Below are 22,362 nucleotides of genomic sequence, written 5' to 3' on the forward strand. Positions count from 1 at the left end.
ACGGCCCGGAACTCAATCGAAGTAGGACGGCGCGTGTGCGATCGTCGCATTCTGCACGATATCGTGGTTGATCCAGAGCTGCGCCCCCTCGGCCCGAACGACGGCATCGACGCGCGCCATCGATCGTTGCGACTGCTCCGCATCGGCGTTCATGGTCGGCACGCGGCGATGCTCCATGTTGTAGCGGTCATGCGCAACGTCGCCTGACAGCAGGATCGGCCCGGTGTTCGCGAGCCGGACCAGCAGCGAACTGTGCCCTGGCGTATGTCCTGAGGTCGCGATCACACGGATCGAACCATCACCGAACATGTCATGGTCTCCGTCCATCAGTTCGACCTTTGCCTGCCTCAGGCATTCATAAAGCAAAGGCACATAGCCATGCTGTCGATAGTCGGGACCGAACATCGCCCGATGCTCGTCCCGCTGGATGTGCCACGTGGCATGCGCGAACAGCCGCGCATTGCCGACATGGTCGAAATGCGCATGAGACAGAATGACCGTCGCCACATCCTCGGGCACAAGTCCGATATCGGCGAGTTGGCTGACGATCGGGCGCGCAACGACGCCCCTGATGCCGTGGGCGATGATCCGGCCGCCGGCCTCCTCTGCGATCGTATCCTCGATGCCGGTATCCCACATGATCCAGGCGCCGCCACGATGGATCAGGTAGGCATTGCAGCTCAACGTGACCTGTTCGCCCTCCCACTGTCCCGGCGTATAAACCGATCGATCAGGCGCGACCGCGAGCCCGGCATCCAGCACGTAGAGCCGATCGATGGTGCCGGCGGGTCCTGCTGAAACTGACATGGGAGATCTCCCGGATTTGCTCGTCTCAGATGCCTTGTCCACCCGAGACTTCGATCCGCTGCGCGTTGACCCAGCGATTGTCCTCCGACAGCAGGCTCGCGATCATCGGCCCGATGTCGTCGGGCAGGCCGGCGCGGCCGAGCGCGGTGATGTCCGCAAACACCCTGTTGATCTCGGGATTGTCGCGAACCACCCCGCCGCCGAAATCGGTCTCGATCGCGCCGGGCGCCACCGTGTTGACCGCGATCCCGCGGCCCCCCAATTCCTTCGCCATGTAACGGGTCAGCACCTCGACCGCGCCTTTGACCGCCGCATAGGCGGCGTAACCGGGAAACGACGTACGGGTCAGGCCGGAGGACAGGTTGACGATGCGGCCGCCATCGGCGAGCAATGGCAGCAATGTCTGCGTCAGGAAATAGACGCCCTTGAAATGGACGTCGACCAGGCGATCGAATTGCGCCTCAGTGGTCTGGCCGATCAAGGCATAGTCGCCATGGCCGGCATTGTTGACGAGATGGTCAAACGTCTCTCGGCCCCAGGTCTCGCGCAACGCGGTCCGCAGCCGCTCGGCAAACGACATGAAACCTGCGACGTCACCGGTGTCCAGTTGCAAGGCGACAGCCTTGCGGCCCAGCGCAGCGATCTCCGCCATGACCGCGTGAGCGTCGTCCACTCTGGACTGGTAGGTGAGGACGACGTCGCCACCGCGGCGGGCGATGTTGAGCGCGGCGTTGCGGCCGAGGCCTCGGCTCGAACCGGTCACGAGAGCAATCTTGGTCATGGTCTGAACTCCTGCGGTCTTGACCACCCCGATATCGACCAGGCGCGCGCGCCTTTGTTGCCGGAAGCTCGCCGCTTCTTGCCTAATCCTCCAAAATGCGGTGCATCGCCGGCGTCGACCGATTAGGCTCGGACCATGATGAGCACGCTCCTTCACGCCGTGGGCCGCCACGCCGAAGCCCATGCCGACGGTGCCGGTATTGGCCAAACACCAATCCCGGGCCTGATGACCGTACGGGCGACCGCGCCCAGCGGCCTCCTCTACGCGATCTCGCGGCCGCTGGTCTGCCTCGTCGTGCAGGGGAGCAAGCATGTCACGATGGGCGGCCAGGGCTTCGGCTTTTCCGCTGGGGATTCGCTGTTGATCACGGCCGACGTGCCGACCGTCAGCCAGATCACGCGCGCAAGCATCGCGGCGCCCTATCTCTCGCTCGTGCTCGAGCTCGATCCGGCGATTCTCACCGATCTCTCGGCACAGATGGATGACGCCGGCGGAGACGACCAAACGCCGGTCCGAGTCGACCCGACCGATCGCGAGGTGGCCGACGCTGCACTACGTCTGATGCGCTTGCTCGATCGTCCGGAATCGATACCGGTGCTGCGGGGACAGTTGTTGCGCGAGATGCACTACTGGCTGTTGACCGGCCGGCATGGAACGGCGATCCGTCGTCTCGGCTGGCCGGATGGCCACGCGCAGCGTATCGCACGCGCAGTGGCCGTGCTGCGCACCGAGTTTGCACGGCCCTTGCGGGTCGAGCAATTGGCGGCCGTCGCGGGCATGAGCCCGTCGTCATTCCACCAGCACTTCCGCAGCCTCACCTCACTGTCGCCGCTCCAGTTCCAGAAGCAGCTTCGGCTGATCGAGGCGCGACGGCTTATGCTGGCGGAGGGCATGACCGCAGGCAGCGCGGCCTTTGCCGTCGGCTATGAGAGTGTGCCGCAGTTCACGCGCGAATACGGCCGGATGTTCGGCTCGTCGCCGGTGCGCGAGATCAAGGCGGTGCGCAGCAAGATAGGGGCTGTGCAAGGAGCCGCCGAGGGACGCGCGGCCGAATGACAGGGGTTCGCGGAGCAAGTCAGCGTCTCACGTTCGGTCCTGGACGGCTTCGACGCTGCCGCGGCTCGCAAGGACGGATGTTACTCTGCGCCATGCCCCGTCTCCTTGAGGAACGACTGATACGCACGCGCGAGGCCGTCCTGAAGCGAGGTCGTGGCGCGCCAGCCCAGCTTCGAGAGCCGTGACACGTCGAGCAGCTTGCGCGGCGTGCCGTCGGGCCTTGAGGTATCGAAGCCGATGGCTCCTGTGTAGCCGACGGCCGCTGCAACGACGCGCGCGAAATCGGCGATCGTGATGTCCTCGCCGGTGCCGATGTTGACCAGCTCCGAATCCGAATAGGTCTTCATCAGATGCACGCAGGCATCCGCCATGTCGTCGACATAGAGGAATTCGCGCCGCGGCGTTCCCGTGCCCCAGACGACCACCTCGGGTGCATCGGCAAGCCTGGCCTCGTGGAAGCGGCGGATCAGCGCCGCGACGACGTGGCTGTATTCAGGATGGTAGTTGTCGCCGGGACCATAGAGATTGGTCGGCATCACGTTGATGAAGTCGGCGCCGTACTGGCTGCGATAGGCCTCGACCATCTTGATGCCGGCGATCTTGGCAATCGCATAGGGCTCGTTGGTCGGCTCCAACGGCCCGGTCAGCATCGCGTCCTCGCGCAACGGCTGGGGGGCGAGCTTGGGATAGATGCAGGACGAGCCGAGAAACATCAGCTTCTCGGCGCCGTTCACATGCGCGGCGTGGATGACATTGGCAGCAATCGCGATGTTGTCGTAGATGAACTCGGCGCGCAGCGTGTTGTTGGCGACGATGCCGCCGACCTTCGCCGCAGCGAGGAACACGACCTGCGGCCTGGCGCGCGCGAACCATGCGAACACGGCCGCCTGATCGCGCAGATCGACCTCGCTGCGCGGCACCGTCAGCAGCTCGACGCCTTCGCTCGCCAGCCGCCGCACCAGCGCGCTGCCGACCATGCCGCGATGGCCCGTGACGAAGACACGCTTGCCGCCGAGATCAAACGGCGTTGCCAATGCTCGCCTCCCGCCGTGCGGCGCATAGATCGCTGGCGACCATTTCCTTGACCAGCTCGGCGAAGCTCGTCCTCGGTTTCCAGCCGAGCTTGTCGCGCGCCTTGCTGCAATCGCCGATCAAGAGGTCGACCTCGGTCGGGCGGAAATAGGTCGGGTCGATCCGCACCACCGCCTTGCCGGACTTAGCGTCGATCCCGGTCTCCTCGACCCCCTCGCCGCGCCATTCGATGCGGCGATCGACCTCGGCGAAGGCGAGCTCGACCAGCTCGCGCACCGAATGGGCCTCACCGGTCGCCAGCACAAAATCGTCGGGCGTATCGGCCTGCAGGATGCGATGCATGCCCTCGACATAATCGCGGGCATGGCCCCAGTCGCGCTTGGCCTCGAGATTGCCGAGATAGATCGTCTCCTCCAGGCCAATCTCGATGCGGGCGACGCCGCGGGTGATCTTGCGGGTCACGAAGGTCTCGCCACGGATCGGGCTCTCATGGTTGAACAGGATGCCGTTGCAGGCGAACATCCCATAGGCCTCGCGATAGTTCACGGTGATCCAGTAGCCATAGAGCTTGGCGCAGCCGTAGGGCGAGCGCGGATAGAACGGCGTGGTCTCCCGCTGCGGGATCTCCTGCACCAGACCGTACAGCTCCGAGGTCGAGGCCTGGTAGAAGCGCGTCTGCTTCTCCATGCCGAGAATGCGAATGGCTTCCAACAAGCGCAGAACCCCGAGCGCATCGGCATTGGCCGTGTATTCCGGGCTCTCGAAGCTGACGCCGACATGGCTCTGGGCGGCGAGATTGTAGATCTCGTCGGGGCGGATCTGCTGCACCAGCCGGATCAGGTTGGTGGAATCGGTCATGTCGCCGTAATGCAGCAGGAACGGCACGTTGCCTTCGTGCGGATCCTGGTAAAGATGATCGACCCGCGCGGTATTGAAGGATGACGACCGCCGCTTGATGCCGTGCACGGTGTAGCCGAGGCCGAGCAGATATTCGGCCAAATAAGCGCCATCCTGGCCGGTGACGCCCGTAATCAGCGCCACGCGACCGCTGCAATCCTGCCCCGCCATACTCACTCCAACACCGTCTCGGCCCTTCAAGGCCGGAGTTCCCGGTGAGCAGTCCACAGCCGAGGCCGCGGGTCAAGCTCAACGACGAACCAGCGCCGGATAGACCCTGAAGGGGCCTGCCTGCGAAAAGCGGAATCTAATCCCCGTAACAGCGCAGGCTGTCGAGATCGATGACCGTCACTCCGCCATATTCCACGCGCAGCAGGCCTTCGCGCTCCAGCGTCTTCAGGCATTGATTGGCATTCTGCCGCGACAGGCCCGAGAGCGCGCCAATCTCCTCCTGGGTGATCTCCAGGTGACGGGTCGTATTCGGGTAGAGGATCGGGTTGAACAGCGAAGCGATGCTGCGGGCGAGCCGCGCCGTCGCATCCAAGGTGCGGCCGACTTCGACCAGGCCGATGAACTGGCCGAGCCGCTCGTTGAGCTGGGTGACGAGGAAGCGGTTGAAGCCGACGCTGTTCTCGAACAGCCACATGAAGGTCGGCCGCTCCATCAGCGCGACGCGCGTATCGCGCAGTGCCACGACATCATAGCGGCGCGGCTCGTTCTTCAGCACGCTGCCCTCGCCGAACCAGGCGCCCGCCGACATGCCGGCGAAGGTGGTGGCTTTGCCGCCGCGTGACACCGTGCTCATGCGGGCCAGGCCGGTGACGATGCCGGTCCAGTATTCGAACGGGTCGCCGCGAACGAAGATGTGCTCGTTGGCCGCATAGGAACGCTCGACGATGCCGGACGAGGCGGTGTCGATTTCCTCGGGCTTCAAATGGCAGGACCATGGCGCGATGCGCAGAAGGGTATCGGAAGAGATCAAGCCGTCATCTCGTCTCGTCGAAGCTCGCGGCGATCATATTGCATCGCAACAATCCTGCGGTGAAATTTGCCTGGGAAATGTCAGGCGCAAGACAGTTCCTGATAGCGCTTTCCCCTATCGAGGACCACCGCCTTCGACTCGCGCATCCTGGGACGGGATGACGCGCGCCTGAGATGCGGCAAAATGCACCCGCTCGGGTGGCCCGTCATTCGTCGGATGGCGCGGAACCGATGCCCGGGATAGGATTGCAACCGATGCGACGAACTCAACGTCGCACGACACAATGCCTGAAGAGCGCGCCAAGCGCCGAAGACAGTTCGGGAGGACGACTTGGACTATACGTTGGAAGCGCGCGGAGTCTCGCTGCGTTTCGGTGGGGTGAGAGCCCTGACCGACGTCAGCTTCGGCGTGCGCGAAGGCGAGCTGTTCTCGATCATCGGCCCCAACGGCGCCGGCAAGACCTCGATCGTCAACTGCATCTCCGGCCGCTACAAGCCGACCGAGGGCCGCCTGTTCCATCGCGGCCGCGACATCACCGGCCTGCCGCCGAGCGCGCGCGCCAACATCGGCATCGGCCGCACCTTCCAGAACCTCGCGCTGTTCCACCACATGAGCGTGCTCGACAACATCATGGTCGGGCGGCATCACCTCTTGAAGAACAACTTCCTCACCGGCTCGCTCTACTGGCTCACCGGCGCACGGCGGGAGGAGTTGAAGCATCGGGAGAAGGTCGAGCAGATCATCGACTTCCTCGACCTGCAGTCGGTGCGCAAGGCGCCGGCCGGCACCCTCTCCTACGGTTTGCGCAAGCGCGTCGAGCTCGCGCGCGCGATGGCGCTCGAGCCGCATCTCATCCTTCTCGACGAGCCGATGGCCGGCATGAACTTCGAGGAGAAGGAGGACATGGCGCGCTACATCGTCGACCTCAACGAGGAATTCGGCATGACGGTCGTGATGATCGAGCACGACATGGGCGTGGTCATGGACATCTCCCATCGCGTCATGGTGCTCGATTTCGGCCGCAAGATCGCCGAAGGCGACCCGGCCGCCGTGCTCGCCGATCCCCACGTCAAGCGCGCCTATCTCGGCGAGGAGGACGAGCTGCTGGTCGATCCCGACGAGGCGCCGTCCATCGCGGAGGACGCGGCATGATGGACTATGCAGGGCGCGTCCGGCAGGCCGACACCTATCCGAAGCTGCTGCGCCTCAATGCAAGCGAGCACGGCAAGGAGATTGCGCTGCGCGAGAAGAATCTCGGGCTGTGGCGCACCTTCACCTGGGCCGACTACCAGGCGCGCGTGCGCGATTTCGCGCTCGGCATGGTGGAGCTCGGCCTCGGCAAGGACGATGTGATCGGAATCATCGGCGACAACCGGCCGGACTGGGTCGCTGCCGAAATCGCGACCCACGCGATCCGGGCCTTGAGCCTGGGTCTCTATCGCGACGTGCTCGATGACGAGGCCGCCTATCTCTTGAACTATGGCGAGGCGCGGCTGGTCTTCGCCGAGGACGAGGAGCAGGTCGACAAGCTCTTGAACCTCGCCGACCGCGTGCCGGCGCTCAAGCACATCGTCTATTCCGATCCGCGCGGCATGCGCAAATATGACGATCCCCGGCTGCTGCCGGCCGACAAGCTCGCCGAGCTCGGCCGCAACAGAGCGGCGCGCGAGCCCGGCCTCTACGACCACATGGTCGATGCGACAAACGGCGATGACGTCGCGATCCTCTGCACCACCTCGGGCACGACATCGCATCCCAAGCTCGCGATGCTCTCGGCGGCGCGCGTGCTGAAACACTGCGCCACCTATCTCAGCTTCGATCCCAAAGGCCCCAACGATGAATACGTCTCGGTGCTGCCGCTGCCCTGGATCATGGAACAGGTCTATGTGCTCGGCAAAGGTCTGCTCTGCCGGATGAAGGTCAACTTCGTCGAAGAGCCGGATACGATGATGAACGACTTCCGCGAGATCGCGCCGACCTTCGTGCTGTTCGCACCAAGGGTGTGGGAGCAGATCGCGGCCGACGTTCGTGCCGCCGTCATGGACGCCTCGCCGCTGAAGCAGCGGCTCTATCATCTGGGCATGTCGACCGGCCTCGCCGCGCTGGAGAAGGGTCAGCATTCGAGCTTTGCCGATCTGCTGCTGTTCCGTGCGCTGCGCGACCGGCTCGGCTTCACCCGGCTACGCTCGGCCGCCACCGGCGGCGCCGCGCTCGGGCCCGACACGTTCAAGTTCTTCCGCGCCATGGGCGTGCCCCTGCGCACGCTCTACGGCCAGACCGAGCTGCTCGGGGCCTACACGCTGCACCCCGACGACAAGGTCGATCCCGACACGACCGGCGTGCCGATGTCCCAGGACATCGAGATCAAGATCGACCAGCCCGACAGCCAGGGCATCGGCGAGATCCTGGTGCGCCACCCGAACATGTTCTTGGGCTACTACAAGAACCCGGAGGCCTCGACCGCCGACGTCAAGGACGGTTGGATGCACTCGGGCGATGCCGGCTATTTCAACCGAGAGAAGCAGCTCGTCGTCATCGACCGCATCAAGGATCTCGCCGAGACCGCACGCGGCGAACGCTTCTCGCCGCAATATATCGAGAACAAGCTGAAATTCTCGCCCTACATTGCGGAAGCCGTCGTGCTCGGTGCCGGCCGCGAGCATCTGGCGGCGATGATCTGCATCCGCTACTCGATCATCTCGAAATGGGCGGAGAAGAACCGCATCGCGTTCACCACCTACTCCGATCTCGCCTCGCGCAACGAGGTCTATGCGCTGCTGCAGCGGGAAGTGGAAACGGTCAACGCGACCTTGCCCCCGGCGCAGCGCATCGCCCGCTTCCTCCTGCTCTACAAGGAGCTCGACGCCGACGACGGCGAGCTGACCCGCACCCGCAAAGTCCGCCGCAGCGTCATCAACGAGAAATACGCCGGCATCATCGACGGGATCTATGGCGGCAAGCCGGACATCCCGGTGGACACCGTCATCCGCTTCCAGGACGGCACCACCCAGCGCATCCGCACCACGCTGAAGGTCGTCGACCTCGGCGGCCATGGACCCATGGCGGAGGCCGCGGAGTGATGAGTCTTCCGTCACATGAGATCGTCATGCGCGGGCTCGACCCGCGCATCCATCCTATTGCGAAAATCTCTGATGCGATGGATCGCCGGGTCAAGCCCGGCGATGACGAGTGAGACCGATCATGAACACCGCCTTCCTCCTCCAACTCCTCGTCAACGGCCTCGTGGTCGGCACGCTCTACGGCGTGGTCGCGATGTCGTTCGTGCTGATCTACAAGGCGACGCAGGTCGTCAATTTCGCGCAAGGCGAGCTGCTCCTGATCGGCGCCTGGGTGTGCTGGGCATTGCTGACGAAATATCAAGTGCCGTTCTGGGTGGGCATGCCGCTCACGCTGGTCTTCATGTTCGCGTTCGGCATCGTGATCCAGGTCGTGATCCTCCGGCCGATGATCGGCGAGCCCATCATCTCCGTCATCATGGTCACGATCGGTCTGTCGACCGTGTTCCAGGCGGCGCTGAAATGGATGTTCGGCGTCAACCCGCAGCCGTTCCCGCCGGTGTTCGCCAGCACGTCCGTCGACCTGTTCGGACTGCAAATCCAAACGGTCTATGTCATGAGCCTCGTGGTGTCGGTCCTGATGATGCTTGGCATGGCGTGGTTCTTCAAGGCTTCCAAATACGGCCTTGCGATGCGGGCCACCGCCTTCAACCAGCAGGTCGCGCAGTCGCTCGGCATCTCCGTGAAGAACGTGTTCGCGATGGCCTGGGCGATCTCGGCGACTGTCTCCGCCGTGGCCGGCGTCGTCGTCGCCGTGGTCAACGGCGTCTCCTCCGGCCTGTCGGCCTACGGCATCAAGGTGTTTCCGGCGGCGATACTCGGCGGCCTCGACTCCGTCGGCGGCGCCGTGCTCGGCGGCATCATCATCGGCCTCTTGGAGAACATCGCGCAATATGTCGACAGCCAGTATCTGCACTGGGGCAATCTCTACGAGATCGCGCCGTTCTACGTCCTGATCATCATCCTGATGATCAAGCCCTATGGCCTGTTCGGCACCAAAGACATCGAGCGGATATGAGCATGATCGCCGAAAAGTGGAGGCCCGTTTTCGGTAACGATCATGCTCAAACAAAAAAGAAGGGCGAGCCCATGACGCAATTCAAGCCTCAGGCGAGATAGAGCCCGCCATGGTCGCACGTTCCACCATCCCCGCCGGTGACTTCCGCACCTCCTACGCGGCCGACACCACGATCTTCCCGACCAGAACCAGCCGCAATTTCGCGATTGCGGGCGTGATCCTCTTGTGCTTCGCGCCGCAGGTGTTCTCCGAATACTGGCTGTCGGTCTCGATCCAGATCGGCATCTTCGCGATCGCGGCGCTTGGCCTCAACATCCTGGTCGGCTTCACCGGCCAGATCTCGATCGGCCAGGCAGGCTTCTTCCTGCTCGGTGCCTTCACCTCGGCCTACATCAACAACACCTATGCCATCCCGGTATTCTTCGCGATCCCGCTCGCGGGCGTGATCACGGCCCTCGTTGGTCTGATCTTCGGCCTTCCGGCAGCGCGGCTGAAGGGGCTCTATCTCGTCATCGCCACCCTCGCTGCGCAATATATCCTGCTCGACTTCTTCTCCCGTGCCGAATGGTTCTCCGGCGGATCGGTGCCGGCCTCGGCCAATCCGTTCTCGATTCTAGGCTACACGCTGCGCGGCGACCGGCAATATTTCTATGTCGTGCTGGCCTATGTCGTGGTCTGCTACCTCCTGGTCACCAACCTGATGCGCACCCGCGACGGCCGCGCACTGATCGCGATCCGCGACCATTATCTCTCCGCCGAGATCATGGGCATCAACCTGACCAAATATCGCACGCTCTCGTTCGGCCTCGCCGCCTTCTTCGCCGGCATCGCGGGCGCGCTCTACGCGCATTACCAGCTCGTGATCTCGCAGGAGGGTTTCGGCATCGAGCGCTCGATCCTGTTCCTGGCCATGATCATCATCGGCGGCACCGGATCGGTCATGGGCACATTGATGGGGACCGCGTTCGTCGTGCTGCTGCCGGAATCGATGGAGTGGCTCAGCCACAATCTGAAGGGCAGTGCCATCGACAAGGCGCTCGCGCTCAACAACAACATCACTTTTTTGCGCGAGATCGCAATCGGCCTGATCATCATCGCCTTCCTGATGTTCGAGCCGGACGGGCTGGCGCATCGCTGGCGACAGATCAAGACATACTGGAAGCTCTATCCGTTCTCACATTGAACTCAACCAACAGGGACCGGCGACAATCCGGCCCGAACGCACCACAGGAGGAAGCACTATGACGATGAAATCATTGCTGGGCTCGGCGGCTCTCGCGCTGCTCGCAGGCGCCTTCGCTTCAACGGCGCAGGCGCAGCAGATCGCGATCGGCCATCTGCAGGATCTGTCGGGCGGCACGTCCGACGTCGGTACGCCCTATGGCCAGGCCGTCGTCGACAGCTTCGCCTGGGTCAACAAGAACGGCGGCATCGGCGGCAAGCAGCTCGCGGTCGATAGCAACGACTATGGCTACCAGGTGCCGCGCGCGATCGCGCTGTACAAGAAGTGGTCGGCGCCGGACAACAAGGTCGCGGCGATCATGGGCTGGGGCACGGCTGACACCGAGGCGCTGACCGGCTTCCTCGCCAACGACAAGATCCCGGACATGTCCGGCTCCTACGCCGCCGCGCTGACCGATCCCGAGGGCACCAGCGGCAAGGCGAAGCCGGCGCCGTACAATTTCTTCTACGGCCCGAGCTACTCGGATGCGCTGCGCGCCGAGCTGACCTGGGCGGCCGAGGACTGGAAGGCCAAGGGCAAGCCGGGCAAGCCGAAATTCGTCCACATGGGCGCCAACCACCCCTATCCCAACGCGCCGAAGGCCGCGGGCGAAGCGCTCGCCACCGAGCTCGGCTTCGAGGTGCTGCCGCCGCTGGTGTTCGCGCTGGCGCCCGGCGACTACAGCGCGCAGTGCCTGAGCCTGAAGAGCTCCGGCGCCAACTACGCCTATCTGGGCAACACCGCGGCCTCCAACATCTCGGTGATGAAGGCCTGCAAGAATGCCGGCGTCGAGGTGCAGTTCCTGTCCAACGTCTGGGGCATGGACGAGAACGCCGCCAAGACCGCGGGCGATGCCGCCAACGGCGTCGTCTTTCCGCTGCGCACCTCGGTGGCCTGGGGCGGCGATGCGCCGGGCATGAAGACGGTGCAGGAAATCTCGAAGATGTCCGACCCGACCGGCAAGGTCTACCGCCCGGTGCACTACGTCGCCGCAGTCTGCTCGTCGCTCTACATGAAGGAGGCGATCGAGTGGGCTGCGAAGAACGGCGGCGCCACCGGCGAGAACGTCGCCAAGGGCTTCTACCAGAAGAAGGACTGGGTGCCCGCAGGGATGGAAGGCGTCTGCAGCCCCTCGACCTGGACCGACAAGGATCATCGCGGCACGATGAAGGTCGACCTCTATCGCGCGCGCGTGACGGGTCCGACGGATGGCGACCTCAACGAGCTCATGGCCAAGGGCGTGATCAAGCTCGAGAAGGTGAAGACCATCGAGCTGCCGCGCAAAGCCGAATGGGCTGGGTGGTAGTTCCTTACACCAGCGTCATGGCCGGGCAGAAGCGCGAAGCGCGTCTTTGCACAATCCCCCGGCCATCCACGTCTTGCTTCACACGCTGATAGGCGTGGATGCCCGGGTCAAGCCCGGGCATGACGACGGATAGAGTGTCGCCATGACCGATACACTGGAAAATCTGCGGACGGCCGCAACTGCTGGGGCACCCGCCCCCCTGCTCTCCGTCCGCAACATCGAGGTCGTCTATGACGACGTCATCCTGGTGCTGCGCGGGCTGAGCCTCGATGTGCCCAAGGGCGCGATCGTCGCGCTGCTCGGCGCCAACGGCGCCGGCAAGTCGACGACGTTGAAGGCGATCTCCGGCCTCTTGAAGACCGAGGACGGCGAGGTGACGCGCGGCGAGATCATGTTCGACGGCGCGCGCATCGACGGCATCGATCCGGAGAAGATCGTCCGTCGCGGCATCTTCCAGGTGATGGAAGGACGCCGCATCGTCTCCGACATGACCTCGCTGGAGAACCTCAAGCTCGGCGCGTTCACGCGATCCGATCGCGAGGTCAACAGCGACATCGAGATGGTGTTCAACTATTTCCCGCGGCTGAAGGAGCGCACCGGCCTTGCGGGTTATCTTTCCGGCGGCGAGCAGCAGATGCTGGCGATCGGGCGCGCGCTGATGGCGCGGCCGAAGATGATCCTGATGGACGAGCCGTCGATGGGCCTGTCGCCGCTGCTGGTGAAGGAAGTGTTCGCGATCATCAAGGAGATCAACCGCGATCTCGGCGTCACCATCCTGCTGGTCGAACAGAACGCGCGCGCGGCGCTGTCGGTCGCCAGCCACGGCTACATCATGGAACAGGGCAAGGTGGTGCTCGACGGCACCGCGGATGCCTTGCGCGACAATGAGGACGTCAAGGAGTTCTACCTCGGCGGCGCCGGCGACCAGCGCAAGAGCTTCAAGAACCTGAAGAGCTTCAAGCGGCGGAAGCGGTGGCTGTAGCCGAACTCTCTCCTCGTCATGGCCGGGCTTGACCCGGCCATCCACGCGCGAGCCGCAACGACGAACGACGTGGATGCCCGGGACAAGCCCGGCCATGACGACCGCAAGATTCAAGGACTGGGTACGATGACCCACTACGACGCCCTCGAAACCCGTGATCCCGCAGCCCGCGAGCAGGATCTGTTCGGCCGCCTGCCCGACGTGCTGCACGCGGCGATGAAGGCGCCGGCCTATGCCGCGCTGCTGCAGGGCATCGATCCCCAGGACATCACGACGCGCGCCGCGCTGGCGCAACTGCCGGTGCTGCGCAAGTCGGAGCTGCCGGCGCTGCACAAGGCGGCGCCGCCATTCGGCGGCTTCGTCGCGCAGGTGCCCGGCGCGTTCTCGCGCCTGTTCACATCGCCCGGACCGATCTTCGAGCCGGAGGCGGCGCACAACGATCCCTGGCGCGGCGCCCGCGCGCTGTTTGCCTCCGGCTTCCGTCCCGGCGACGTCGTGCTGAACACCTTCAGCTATCACCTCACGCCCGGAGGCTTCATCTTCGACGCCTCGGCGCGCGCGCTCGGCTGCGCGGTGATCCCGGCGGGGCCAGGGAACACCGAGGCGCAGTTCGAGCTGATCGAGGCCTACCGGCCGATCGGCTACAGCGGCACGCCGGACTTCTTGAAGATCCTGCTCGACGGCGCCGCCAGCGCCGGTCGCGACGTCTCCTCGATCAAGCGCGCGCTGGTGTCGGGCGCGGCGTTCCCGCCATCGCTGCAGGCCGAGATCAAGGGCCGCGGCATCGACGCCTATCAGGCGTTCGGCACCGCCGATCTTGGCATCGTCGCCTACGAGACCGCCGCGCGCGAGGGCATGGTGGTCAACGAGGACCTGATCTTCGAGATCGTCCGGCCCGGCACCGGCGATCCGGTCCAAGAGGGCGATGTCGGCGAGATCGTCGTCACCTCGCTCGATCCCCACCATCCTTGGATTCGCCTGGCACTCGGCGATCTCACCGCCGCTCTCCCGGGTCTCAGTCCGTGTGGCCGCACCAACATGCGGATCAAGGGCTGGATGGGGCGCGCCGACCAGACCACCAAGATCAAGGGCATGTTCGTGCGCCCCGAGCAGGTCGCCGAGATCGGCAAGCGCCACCCGGAGCTCGGCCGCCTCCGCCTGGTCGTAACCCGTGCCGGCGAGACCGACGCGATGACCTTGAAGGCCGAGTGCGCGGCGCCCGCAGCCGACCTGCAAGAGGCGCTGGCCGCCAGCCTGCGCAGCGTCACCAAGCTCAGCGGCCAAGTCGAGCTGGTCGCGCCGGGCACGCTGCCCAACGATGGCAAGGTGATCGCCGACGAGCGGTGAGCGCGCGCAAGTTCCGCTCAAGTAGAAGCCCTGCACCAGCGGCATGAGCAGCGCGGCACGCACCGCTGTCCGCGCAATTGTCGCGCTGCGCGCGCTCTCCTATACAGCCATGTCGCCTCTCTCGGAGTTCGTCCGCATGGCCTTCCCGCGCGCATCCAAAGCCCTGTCCCGCTTCACGGTGCTCGATTTGACGCGGGTGCGCGCCGGCCCGACCTGCGCGCGGCAGTTCGCCGATTGGGGCGCCAACGTCATCAAGATCGACGCCATGATGGAGGATGGCGGCGAAGCGCTTGGCGGCCCGCGCCGCGGCGCCGACTTCCAGAACCTGCATCGCAACAAGCGCGCGATGACGCTCAATCTGAAGGATCCGAAGGGCGTCGACGTGTTCATGCGGCTCGCCGAAAAAGCCGACGTCGTGATCGAGAACTACCGGCCCGACGTCAAGACCAAGCTCGGCATCGACTATGAGGCGGTGCGCAAGATCAATCCGCGCATCGTCTATGGCAGCATCTCCGGCTTCGGCCAGGATGGTCCCTATGCCAAGCGGCCCGGTTTCGACCAGATCGCGCAGGGCATGGGCGGGCTGATGTCGATCACCGGGGCACCTGGCGAGGGTCCGATGCGCGCGGGCATCCCGATCGCCGATCTCTCGGCAGGGCTCTCTTGCGCGATGGGTATCCTCACGGCGTTGCTCGAGCGCGAGGTCTCCGGCGAGGGCCAGTGGGTCCAGACCTCCCTGCTGCAGGCGCAGATCTTCATGCTCGACTTCCAGGCCGCCCGCTGGCTGATGGAGAAGGACGTCGCGCCGCAGGCCGGCAACAATCATCCGACCAGCATTCCGACCGGCGTGTTCAAGACCTCCGACGGCTACATCAATATCGCCGCGACCGGCGGCCGAATCTGGGAGCGGCTGTGCCAGACGCTCGGTGCCTCCCAATGGATCGACAATCCGGACTACGCGACGGCACCGGCGCGTTCGAAGAACCGCGACGCGCTCAATGCCGAGATCAACGCACGCACGCTTGCCAAGACGAGCGAGCAATGGGTCGCTGAGCTGAATGCCGCGGGCGTGCCGTGCGGGCCGATCTACGCGATCGATCAGATGTTCGAGGACCCGCAGGTCAAGCATCTCGGCATGGCGCAGCCGGTGCCGAACGACGACGGCCGCCACATCACGCTGGTGGCGCAGCCCTTCACCCTGTCGCGCACGCCCAGCCGGATGGCGGCGCGGCCGCCGGAATTCGGCGAGCAGACCGAGGAGATCCTGTCCGAATTCGGCTTCACCGACGGCGAGATCGCCGATCTCCGACTGCATCGCGTCGTGTGAGCAGGTGCAATATGTCCAAGCTGCGGCATCCCGCCGCTGTGGCCCAGATGTCACCACGTTGGAACTTCAGACTTGGCCGGATTGAGGCCAAGGCAAGATCGCGTTAATCTCTTCGCATCAGTTGATCGCGGACCCCCTCGGGGCCCGTGCGTGTGAGGAGTAGCGGATCATGAGCGCATCCGAGTTGAACGAGTTTCTGACGGCGATGAACATCGTGCGCGACGTCAACGGAGCCGCTCTGAATCACCCCGGCGCTCTGCCGTTCGACGAGACGATGCTCGACAACGAGTCCGACTGGTACCACATGCCGGTGGCCGAGAAGGCCAACTGAGGCTGACCTTCCTCGGGTTCGCGCGCTCTCTTTCCTACATCGCCTTTGCCCAAAGCCTCCTTCCGAGAAGCCGGACGGAGGCTTTTTCATTTCGGGGCGCAACCGGGATGAGCTGCGAACTCTGATCCACCGAACGCAAAAAAAAGCCCGACGCAAGCGCCGGGCAAGGGATCGTCTCGGGAGGAAACATCAGGGCGCGATGACCAGAGATCAGGCACCGCGCGTGAGCAATTCAGAAACTGCCCATGAATGAAGCCTACCACTCTCCTGCCTAAAAAGCTGTCATCGCAAAGACACAACCTCTGGAGAAGCGCCGGACGGCTTCGAACATCGGTACGATTGTTTTGGTGTTCCCAGCCAAGCTCTATCCACCACAATCCGCGAACCAATTACGGCATGGTCCCAATCAGAAACTCGCAACTGATGCCGATGGTCGTTGGAGCCTCAGCGTGGCCTGTTCACCCGCCGCGTTTGGTCTGCTGACGCGCAGGGAGAATCTGGGCAATTCAGGTGCTCGTCGCGGTCTATCCGCAGCGTTTGAGGCAGGATCGCTGATGCCACAGCCCATGCTGCACAAGCCCGCCGCATGAGCGCGATTCGGCTGTGGAACGACCACGTACAACCGGGAGCGGAGGCTAGTTCGTATCGAGTGTTGCACGACGGTCACAGGCAGCGACGAACTTAGGCCATCTCGAAATCCACCCAAAAAATCACAGTACCCGCCAAGGCGATCTTGGCTGCTCTTGACGAAATGCCGTCTGGCACGATTGGAGGCGCCTGACGGCGTCTGCATGACATGGATTCAATCGCGAAGATGCAAAGGCCGACGTGCTGATCGCAAACCGATCCGGTCCCCATACGGTCTCGCGGTCGAGGCGGTTGTGCTGGTTGTCAGCGGCCGCGCTGGTCACCCCGGTGCTTGCGGCGGCGCCAGCCATTGCGCAGGCCACCAGAGGCGGCGCCGGCGGCAGCGGCCAGGACACCTTCGCCAATGGCGGTGCCAGCTCGGCCACGGCCGTTGGAAATGTCGGCGCCAATGCACCTATTCCTACCCGAGGCGGCGGCGGTGGCGGCGCCGGCACACTCGGCGGGGCCGGCGGCAGCGATTCGACCGGTGCCGCACCGGGTGGCAGCGGCGGGATCGGTCCGGGCGCCAACGGAATAAGCGGTCAAAGCGGCTTCTCGATTCACAGCGGAGGCGGAGGTGGTGGTGGCGCACATGGCGCCGTCGTAACCACGGACACGAGCAACTCTGCAGCGGTGTCGGGCGGCAATGGTGGACGTGGCGGCGCCACCACCGGGGATTTCGGCGGTGGCGGCGGCGGCGCCGGCGGATACGGGGTGGTCGTCGATGGCAACGGGCTCACCTACAGCAATGGCAGCAGCATCACGGGAGGCAAGGGCGGCAATGGCGGCGCGGCTGCCTCGCTAAATGTCGTCGTGAATGGCTGGGGTGGCAATGGCGGCCAGGGCGGTTACGGTATCTTTCTGACGGGAAGCGGCGTCGTGCTGAACAACGCCGGCACCATCAAAGGCGGTGGCGGCGGAAATGGTGGTGAGGCGCCATCCAGCACCCAACCGAATGCGAGTGGCGACGGTGGTAGTGGTGCCGCCGGCGTCGCCTTCGCCGCGGACGGCACGCTGATCAACTCCGGCACCATCACCGGCGGCGACGCAGGCGTGGCCGGCGCGACGGATACTAGTCACTCCGGCACGGCTGGAAGGGCCGGTGCGGGCGTCATCGGCGCCAATCTCGCGATCATCAACAGCGGCACGATCTCGCGCGGTAACGGCTTCGGATTCTTCGTGGCCCCCGCCGCCATCAGCTTCACCGGCGGCAGCAACGTGCTGGAGATCTGGGCGAGCTCGATCATCAATGGCAATGTCGTCGGCACCGGCACCGATACGTTCCGGCTCGGTGGCGCCGCGAACGGCAGCTTCGACGTTTCCACGATCGGTGCGACCGCGCAATTCCAGGGCTTCTCGAGTTTCGTGAAGACGGGCACCGCGACCTGGACGCTGACCGGCACGACGACCGAGGTTACGCCGTGGAGCATCAACCAGGGCGCGCTCGCGGTGTCATCAGATGCCAATCTCGGCGATGCTTCCGGCAGCGTGTCGTTCGGTGGCGGCACGCTGCAATATCTCGCCGGCTTCAGCTCCAGCCGGACCGTGACCCTCAATGCCGGCGGCGGCACGTTCGATACCAACGGCAACAACGCGACACTCGGCGGGACGATTTCGGGCACGGGCGGGCTCACCAAGGTCGGCGTGGGCATCCTGACCTTGTCAGGCACCAGCAGCTACACCGGGGCGACGACCATCAACGGCGGCGTGCTCGACGTCGAAGGTGCGATCATGAACACCTCTGGGGTGACCGTGAATGCCGGCGGCACCCTGACGGGTGCAGGTCTCGTCGATCCGCCGATGACGGTCGGCATCAATGCCGGCGGCACGCTGGCGCCCGGCAATGGCACCGCCGGCTCGTCGATGACCATCGTCGGCAATCTCGCCTTCCAGTCCGGTGCGTACTATCTGGTGCAGCTCGATCCGACCACGGCCTCATTCGCGAGCGTCACCGGATCGGCCACCCTCGGCGGAGCCACCGTCAACGCCGTGTTCGGCACCGGCGGCGGTTATATCGACAAGCGCTACACCATCCTGACGACGAGCGGCGGCATCTCGGGCGGCTTCGGATCGGTGGTGAAGACCAACCTGCCCTCCGGCTTCAAGACCAGCCTGAGCTACGACGCCAACAACGTCTATCTCGATCTGATCCTCGCCTTCGCCGTGCCCGGCGGACTCAACGGCAATCAGAAGACGGTCGGCGATACGCTGTCGGCGTTCTTCGATCGCACCGGCGATATTCCCGTCGTGTTCGGCAAGTTGAACCAGGCGGGCCTTACGCAGGCGTCCGGCGAGAGCGCCACCGGCGTGCAACAGACCACGTTCAACGCCATGAGCCAGTTCGCCAGCCTGCTGACCGATCCCTTCGCACAACGTCAAGCCAGCGGCGGGGGCACGATCAGCTATGCTGACACATCCCGCAAGCGCACCGATGCTTTCGCGATGCTGACTGACGACAGGCCGGCCGACTTTGCGCAGCGCTGGAATGTCTGGGCGGCGGGCTTCGGCGGCTCGCAAACGACCAGCGGCAATGCAGTCGTCGGTTCCAACGATACCACCAGCCGCATCGCCGGCACCGCCGTCGGCGCCGACTACCGGATCGCACCGCGCACGATTGCGGGCTTCGCGCTCGGCGGCGGCGGCACCAGCTTCAGCGTCAACGGCCTCGGCTCCGGCCGCTCCGATCTGTTCCAGGCCGGCGCCTATCTGCATCATCATATCGGCCCGAGCTATCTGAGAGCGGCCCTGGCCTATGGCTGGCAGGACGTCACCGCGGATCGCACCGTCACCATCTCCGGTGCCGACCGGCTGCGCGCGACCTATCAAGCCAATGCCTGGATCGGCCGCATCGAGGGCGGCACGCGCTTCGTCGCTCCCATAGGCGGCATCGGCCTCACGCCTTACGCGGCTGCGCGGGTGACGAGCCTGCGCCTACCGGCCTATGTGGAGCAGGCCATCTCCGGCACGTCGACCTTCGCGCTGAGCTACACCGGCAAGACCGTCACCGACACACGTACCGAGTTCGGCCTGCGCACCGACAAGTCCTATGCGCTGGCAGACGGCGCCCTCACCTTGCGCGGCCGCCTCGCCTGGGCGCACGACTTCAATCCCGATCGTTCGGTCGCGGCGACGTTCCAGACGCTGCCGGGCGCAAGCTTCGTCGTCAACGGCGCCGCGCAGGCGCGCGACTCCGCGCTGACGACGACCTCGGTCGAGATGAGCTGGCAGAACGGCTGGAGCGCCATAGCGACGTTCGAAGGCGAGTTCTCGAGCGTCACCCGTTCCTATGCCGGCAAGGGCAGCGTGCGCTACACGTGGTAGGAGCGGCGTAGCCGATCGAGCGCAGGCGTCCAGCTGGCAGGGCACGGGTGATCAGCGACAACCGTACTAAGCCTCGGCCTTCGCGGCCGGCGCTCCCGACTTGCTGAAGCTCGCGATCACACGATCGATCAGCGGCCAGAACAGCAGCACGATCGCCAGCGTCGTTATGGTGCCCACCAGCCCGTTCGCCCAGAACACCTTCATGTTGCCGCCGGAGATGATCATCGACTGCCGGAACGCGTCCTCGGCACGGCTGCCGAGCACCAGCGCCAAGGTGAACGGCGCCAGCGGGATCTTGATCTTCTTGAAGACATAGCCGACGACACCGAAGCCGAGCATCAGCCAGACGTCGAACATCGCATTCTGGATCGCGTAGGCGCCGATGGCGCAGGACACCACGATCATCGGCGCGACGGCCGCGAACGGCACGCGCAGGATCGAGGCGAAGATCGGCACGGTGGAAAGCACGAGCACGAGGCCAACGACATTGCCGAGATACATCGAGGCGATCAGGCCCCAGACGAAATCCTTGTGCTCCACGAACAACAGCGGTCCGGGATTGAGACCCCAGACCATCAGGCCGCCGAGCAGGATCGCCGCGGTGCCGGAGCCGGGGATGCCGAGCGCCAGCATCGGCAGCAGCGCCGCGGTGCCCGAGGCATGCGCCGCCGTCTCAGGCGCGAACACGCCCTCGATGCGGCCCTTGCCAAAACTGTCCGGATCCTTCGAGAAGCGCTTGGCGAGGTTGTAGCCCATGAAGGAGGCGGCAATCGCGCCGCCTGGCGTGATGCCGAGCCAGCAGCCGATCACCGAGGAGCGCAGCAGGGTCATCCAATATTTCGGCAGGTCCTTCCACACCGCGAGTACGGTGCGCAGCGAGATCGAGGCGGCGTGACCGCGCAGCGCCAGGCGCTCCTCCATCGTCAGCAGGATCTCGCTGATGCCGAACAGGCCGATGACCGCGACCAGGAAGTTGATGCCGCGCAGCAGATCGGTCGAGCCGAAGGTCATCCGCAACTGACCGGACACGGTGTCCATGCCGACGCCGGCGAGCAGCAGACCGAGCGCCATCGCAATGACCGTCTTGTGCTTGTCCTCGCGTCCCAAGCCCACGAACGAGCAGAAGGTCAGGAGATACACGGCGAAGAACTCGGGCGGACCGAACCTCAGCGCGAAGGACGAGATCCAGGGCGCCAGGAAGGTGATCAGCATCACCGCGACCAGCGAGCCGATGAACGACGAGGTGAAGGCGGCTGTCAGCGCCTCCGCGGCCTTGCCCTGCTGCGCCATGGGATAGCCGTCGAAAGTGGTCGCCACCGACCACGCCTCGCCGGGAATGTTGAACAGGATCGAGGTGATGGCGCCGCCGAACAGCGCGCCCCAGTAGATGCAGGACAGCATCACGATGGCCGAGGTCGGGTCCATCGAGAAGGTCAGCGGCAACAGGATGGCGACGCCGTTGGGCCCCCCCAGCCCGGGCAGCACGCCGACGAAGACGCCGAGCACGAGCCCAACCATCATCAGCAGCAGCGTCTTCCAGGTCAGGAGGACCGCGAACCCGTGCAGCAGCAGACCCAAGGCTTCCATGATTTCATTCCAACTGTTTCCTCGTCATTGCGCGCGCAGCAAAGCAATCCAGAGTCGAGTGCGCAGCCCTGGATTGCGTCGTCGCGTTGCTCCTCGCAATGACGAGGGAGAGACCGGTGTCAGTACCCGAACGCCGCTTCGAGTGGGCCCTTCGGCATGATCACGTCGAACACGACGTCGAAAGTCACGAACATCACGGCGCTGAACAGCAACGCCGTGAGCAGCGATTTCCAGATCGCGATCTTGCCAACGAGGCGCATGAACCCGGCGATCAGCAGGAAGCTCGCGACGTAGATGCCGAGAAACTGCATCGCGATGCAGAACAGCAGCGTCGGCACGAATACCGCCATCACGCGCCGCAGTTGCGCGCGCGTCACGAAGGTCTCGACCGCTTCCTTTCTCGACACGAAGGCGGCGCCGATCCCGTAGAGGCTGGCGCCGCCGAGGATCACCGACAGATAGAACGGGAAGTAGCCGGGCTCCGGACCGGTCGAGTCCCAGGACGCGCCGGTCCGCCAATTGTCCCAGGCGAGCACGACCGCGAGCGCGAGCAGCAGCAGCGACACCGCGACGTCGACAGTCCGGGTGGAGGTGACGGCCGGAGAATCCTCCTCCGGCGCGGTCGGATCGTCGACGGCAATCTCGAGCTCAGCGTTGGACAT

Annotated in this window: 18 protein-coding genes; 11 read left to right on the plus strand and 7 right to left on the minus strand. The window is 64.8% G+C overall.

What is annotated here, in order from left to right:
- Nucleotides 1-12: 12 nt before the first annotated feature.
- Together QW868_RS10925 and QW868_RS10930 are read right to left on the minus strand one after the other, a co-directional pair.
- Nucleotides 13-807, minus strand: coding sequence for an N-acyl homoserine lactonase family protein (locus QW868_RS10925; RefSeq protein WP_315738992.1), 795 nt, complete (start codon nucleotides 805-807; stop codon nucleotides 13-15).
- Nucleotides 808-832: 25 nt separating this feature from the next.
- A complete protein-coding gene (locus QW868_RS10930) occupies nucleotides 833-1,588 on the minus strand; it encodes an SDR family NAD(P)-dependent oxidoreductase (RefSeq protein ID WP_315782799.1) in 756 nt (251 codons plus the stop codon).
- 138 nt (nucleotides 1,589-1,726) lie between these two features.
- On the opposite strand from QW868_RS10930, the gene QW868_RS10935 reads away from it, so the two are divergent.
- Nucleotides 1,727-2,644 (plus strand): AraC family transcriptional regulator, encoded by a 918-nt coding sequence (locus QW868_RS10935; RefSeq protein WP_315777189.1) that lies wholly within the window; start codon nucleotides 1,727-1,729, stop codon nucleotides 2,642-2,644.
- 80 nt (nucleotides 2,645-2,724) lie between these two features.
- On the opposite strand, the gene QW868_RS10940 is transcribed toward QW868_RS10935, so the two are convergent.
- From QW868_RS10940 to QW868_RS10950, 3 genes are all read right to left on the minus strand, one after another.
- Complete coding sequence (locus tag QW868_RS10940; protein WP_316230547.1) at nucleotides 2,725-3,678, minus strand: GDP-L-fucose synthase; 954 nt, start codon at nucleotides 3,676-3,678, stop codon at nucleotides 2,725-2,727.
- Entirely contained in the window at nucleotides 3,662-4,744 is a 1,083-nt protein-coding gene (gene gmd, locus QW868_RS10945) for a GDP-mannose 4,6-dehydratase (RefSeq protein ID WP_316180285.1), read from the minus strand. Before gmd ends, QW868_RS10940 begins: the two co-directional genes overlap by 17 nt.
- Before the next feature lie 136 nt (nucleotides 4,745-4,880).
- On the minus strand, nucleotides 4,881-5,555 hold the full coding sequence (locus tag QW868_RS10950) for a Crp/Fnr family transcriptional regulator (protein WP_315738997.1): 675 nt from the start codon (nucleotides 5,553-5,555) through the stop codon (nucleotides 4,881-4,883).
- Nucleotides 5,556-5,885: 330 nt separating this feature from the next.
- On the opposite strand from QW868_RS10950, the gene QW868_RS10955 reads away from it, so the two are divergent.
- From QW868_RS10955 to QW868_RS11000, 10 genes are all read left to right on the plus strand, one after another.
- Nucleotides 5,886-6,707 carry an ABC transporter ATP-binding protein gene (locus QW868_RS10955; RefSeq protein WP_315712912.1) on the plus strand — a complete coding sequence of 274 codons (822 nt, stop codon included), beginning with the start codon at nucleotides 5,886-5,888 and terminating at the stop codon, nucleotides 6,705-6,707.
- Entirely contained in the window at nucleotides 6,704-8,635 is a 1,932-nt protein-coding gene (locus QW868_RS10960; protein WP_316230548.1) for a long-chain fatty acid--CoA ligase, read from the plus strand. Before QW868_RS10955 ends, QW868_RS10960 begins: the two co-directional genes overlap by 4 nt.
- Nucleotides 8,636-8,756: 121 nt before the next feature.
- Complete coding sequence (locus tag QW868_RS10965; protein ID WP_315739000.1) at nucleotides 8,757-9,650, plus strand: branched-chain amino acid ABC transporter permease; 894 nt, start codon at nucleotides 8,757-8,759, stop codon at nucleotides 9,648-9,650.
- A gap of 109 nt (nucleotides 9,651-9,759) precedes the next feature.
- Complete coding sequence (locus tag QW868_RS10970) at nucleotides 9,760-10,833, plus strand: branched-chain amino acid ABC transporter permease (RefSeq protein ID WP_315759163.1); 1,074 nt, start codon at nucleotides 9,760-9,762, stop codon at nucleotides 10,831-10,833.
- Between the two features lie 58 nt (nucleotides 10,834-10,891).
- On the plus strand, nucleotides 10,892-12,178 hold the full coding sequence (locus tag QW868_RS10975; RefSeq protein ID WP_315759164.1) for an ABC transporter substrate-binding protein: 1,287 nt from the start codon (nucleotides 10,892-10,894) through the stop codon (nucleotides 12,176-12,178).
- A 142-nt stretch (nucleotides 12,179-12,320) separates the two neighbouring features.
- A complete protein-coding gene (locus QW868_RS10980) occupies nucleotides 12,321-13,160 on the plus strand; it encodes an ABC transporter ATP-binding protein (protein ID WP_315759165.1) in 840 nt (279 codons plus the stop codon).
- 126 nt (nucleotides 13,161-13,286) lie between these two features.
- Nucleotides 13,287-14,507, plus strand: coding sequence for a phenylacetate--CoA ligase family protein (locus QW868_RS10985; protein ID WP_316230549.1), 1,221 nt, complete (start codon nucleotides 13,287-13,289; stop codon nucleotides 14,505-14,507).
- A 136-nt stretch (nucleotides 14,508-14,643) separates the two neighbouring features.
- Nucleotides 14,644-15,834 (plus strand): CoA transferase, encoded by a 1,191-nt coding sequence (locus QW868_RS10990; protein WP_316230550.1) that lies wholly within the window; start codon nucleotides 14,644-14,646, stop codon nucleotides 15,832-15,834.
- A 169-nt stretch (nucleotides 15,835-16,003) separates the two neighbouring features.
- Entirely contained in the window at nucleotides 16,004-16,165 is a 162-nt protein-coding gene (locus QW868_RS10995; RefSeq protein WP_315739007.1) for a hypothetical protein, read from the plus strand.
- 888 nt (nucleotides 16,166-17,053) lie between these two features.
- The gene (locus QW868_RS11000) at nucleotides 17,054-20,113 is read left to right on the plus strand and encodes an autotransporter domain-containing protein (protein WP_316230551.1); all 3,060 of its coding nucleotides are present in this window, start codon (nucleotides 17,054-17,056) and stop codon (nucleotides 20,111-20,113) included.
- Nucleotides 20,114-20,179: 66 nt separating this feature from the next.
- Here the strand turns inward: QW868_RS11000 and QW868_RS11005 are convergent, their stop codons facing one another.
- On the minus strand, nucleotides 20,180-21,700 hold the full coding sequence (locus QW868_RS11005; RefSeq protein ID WP_315739008.1) for a tripartite tricarboxylate transporter permease: 1,521 nt from the start codon (nucleotides 21,698-21,700) through the stop codon (nucleotides 20,180-20,182).
- Nucleotides 21,701-21,819: 119 nt separating this feature from the next.
- Entirely contained in the window at nucleotides 21,820-22,362 is a 543-nt protein-coding gene (locus tag QW868_RS11010) for a tripartite tricarboxylate transporter TctB family protein (protein ID WP_315739010.1), read from the minus strand.

It is taken from the genome of Bradyrhizobium sp. SZCCHNR1051, from assembly GCF_032489615.1.
Lineage (GTDB): Bacteria > Pseudomonadota > Alphaproteobacteria > Rhizobiales > Xanthobacteraceae > Bradyrhizobium.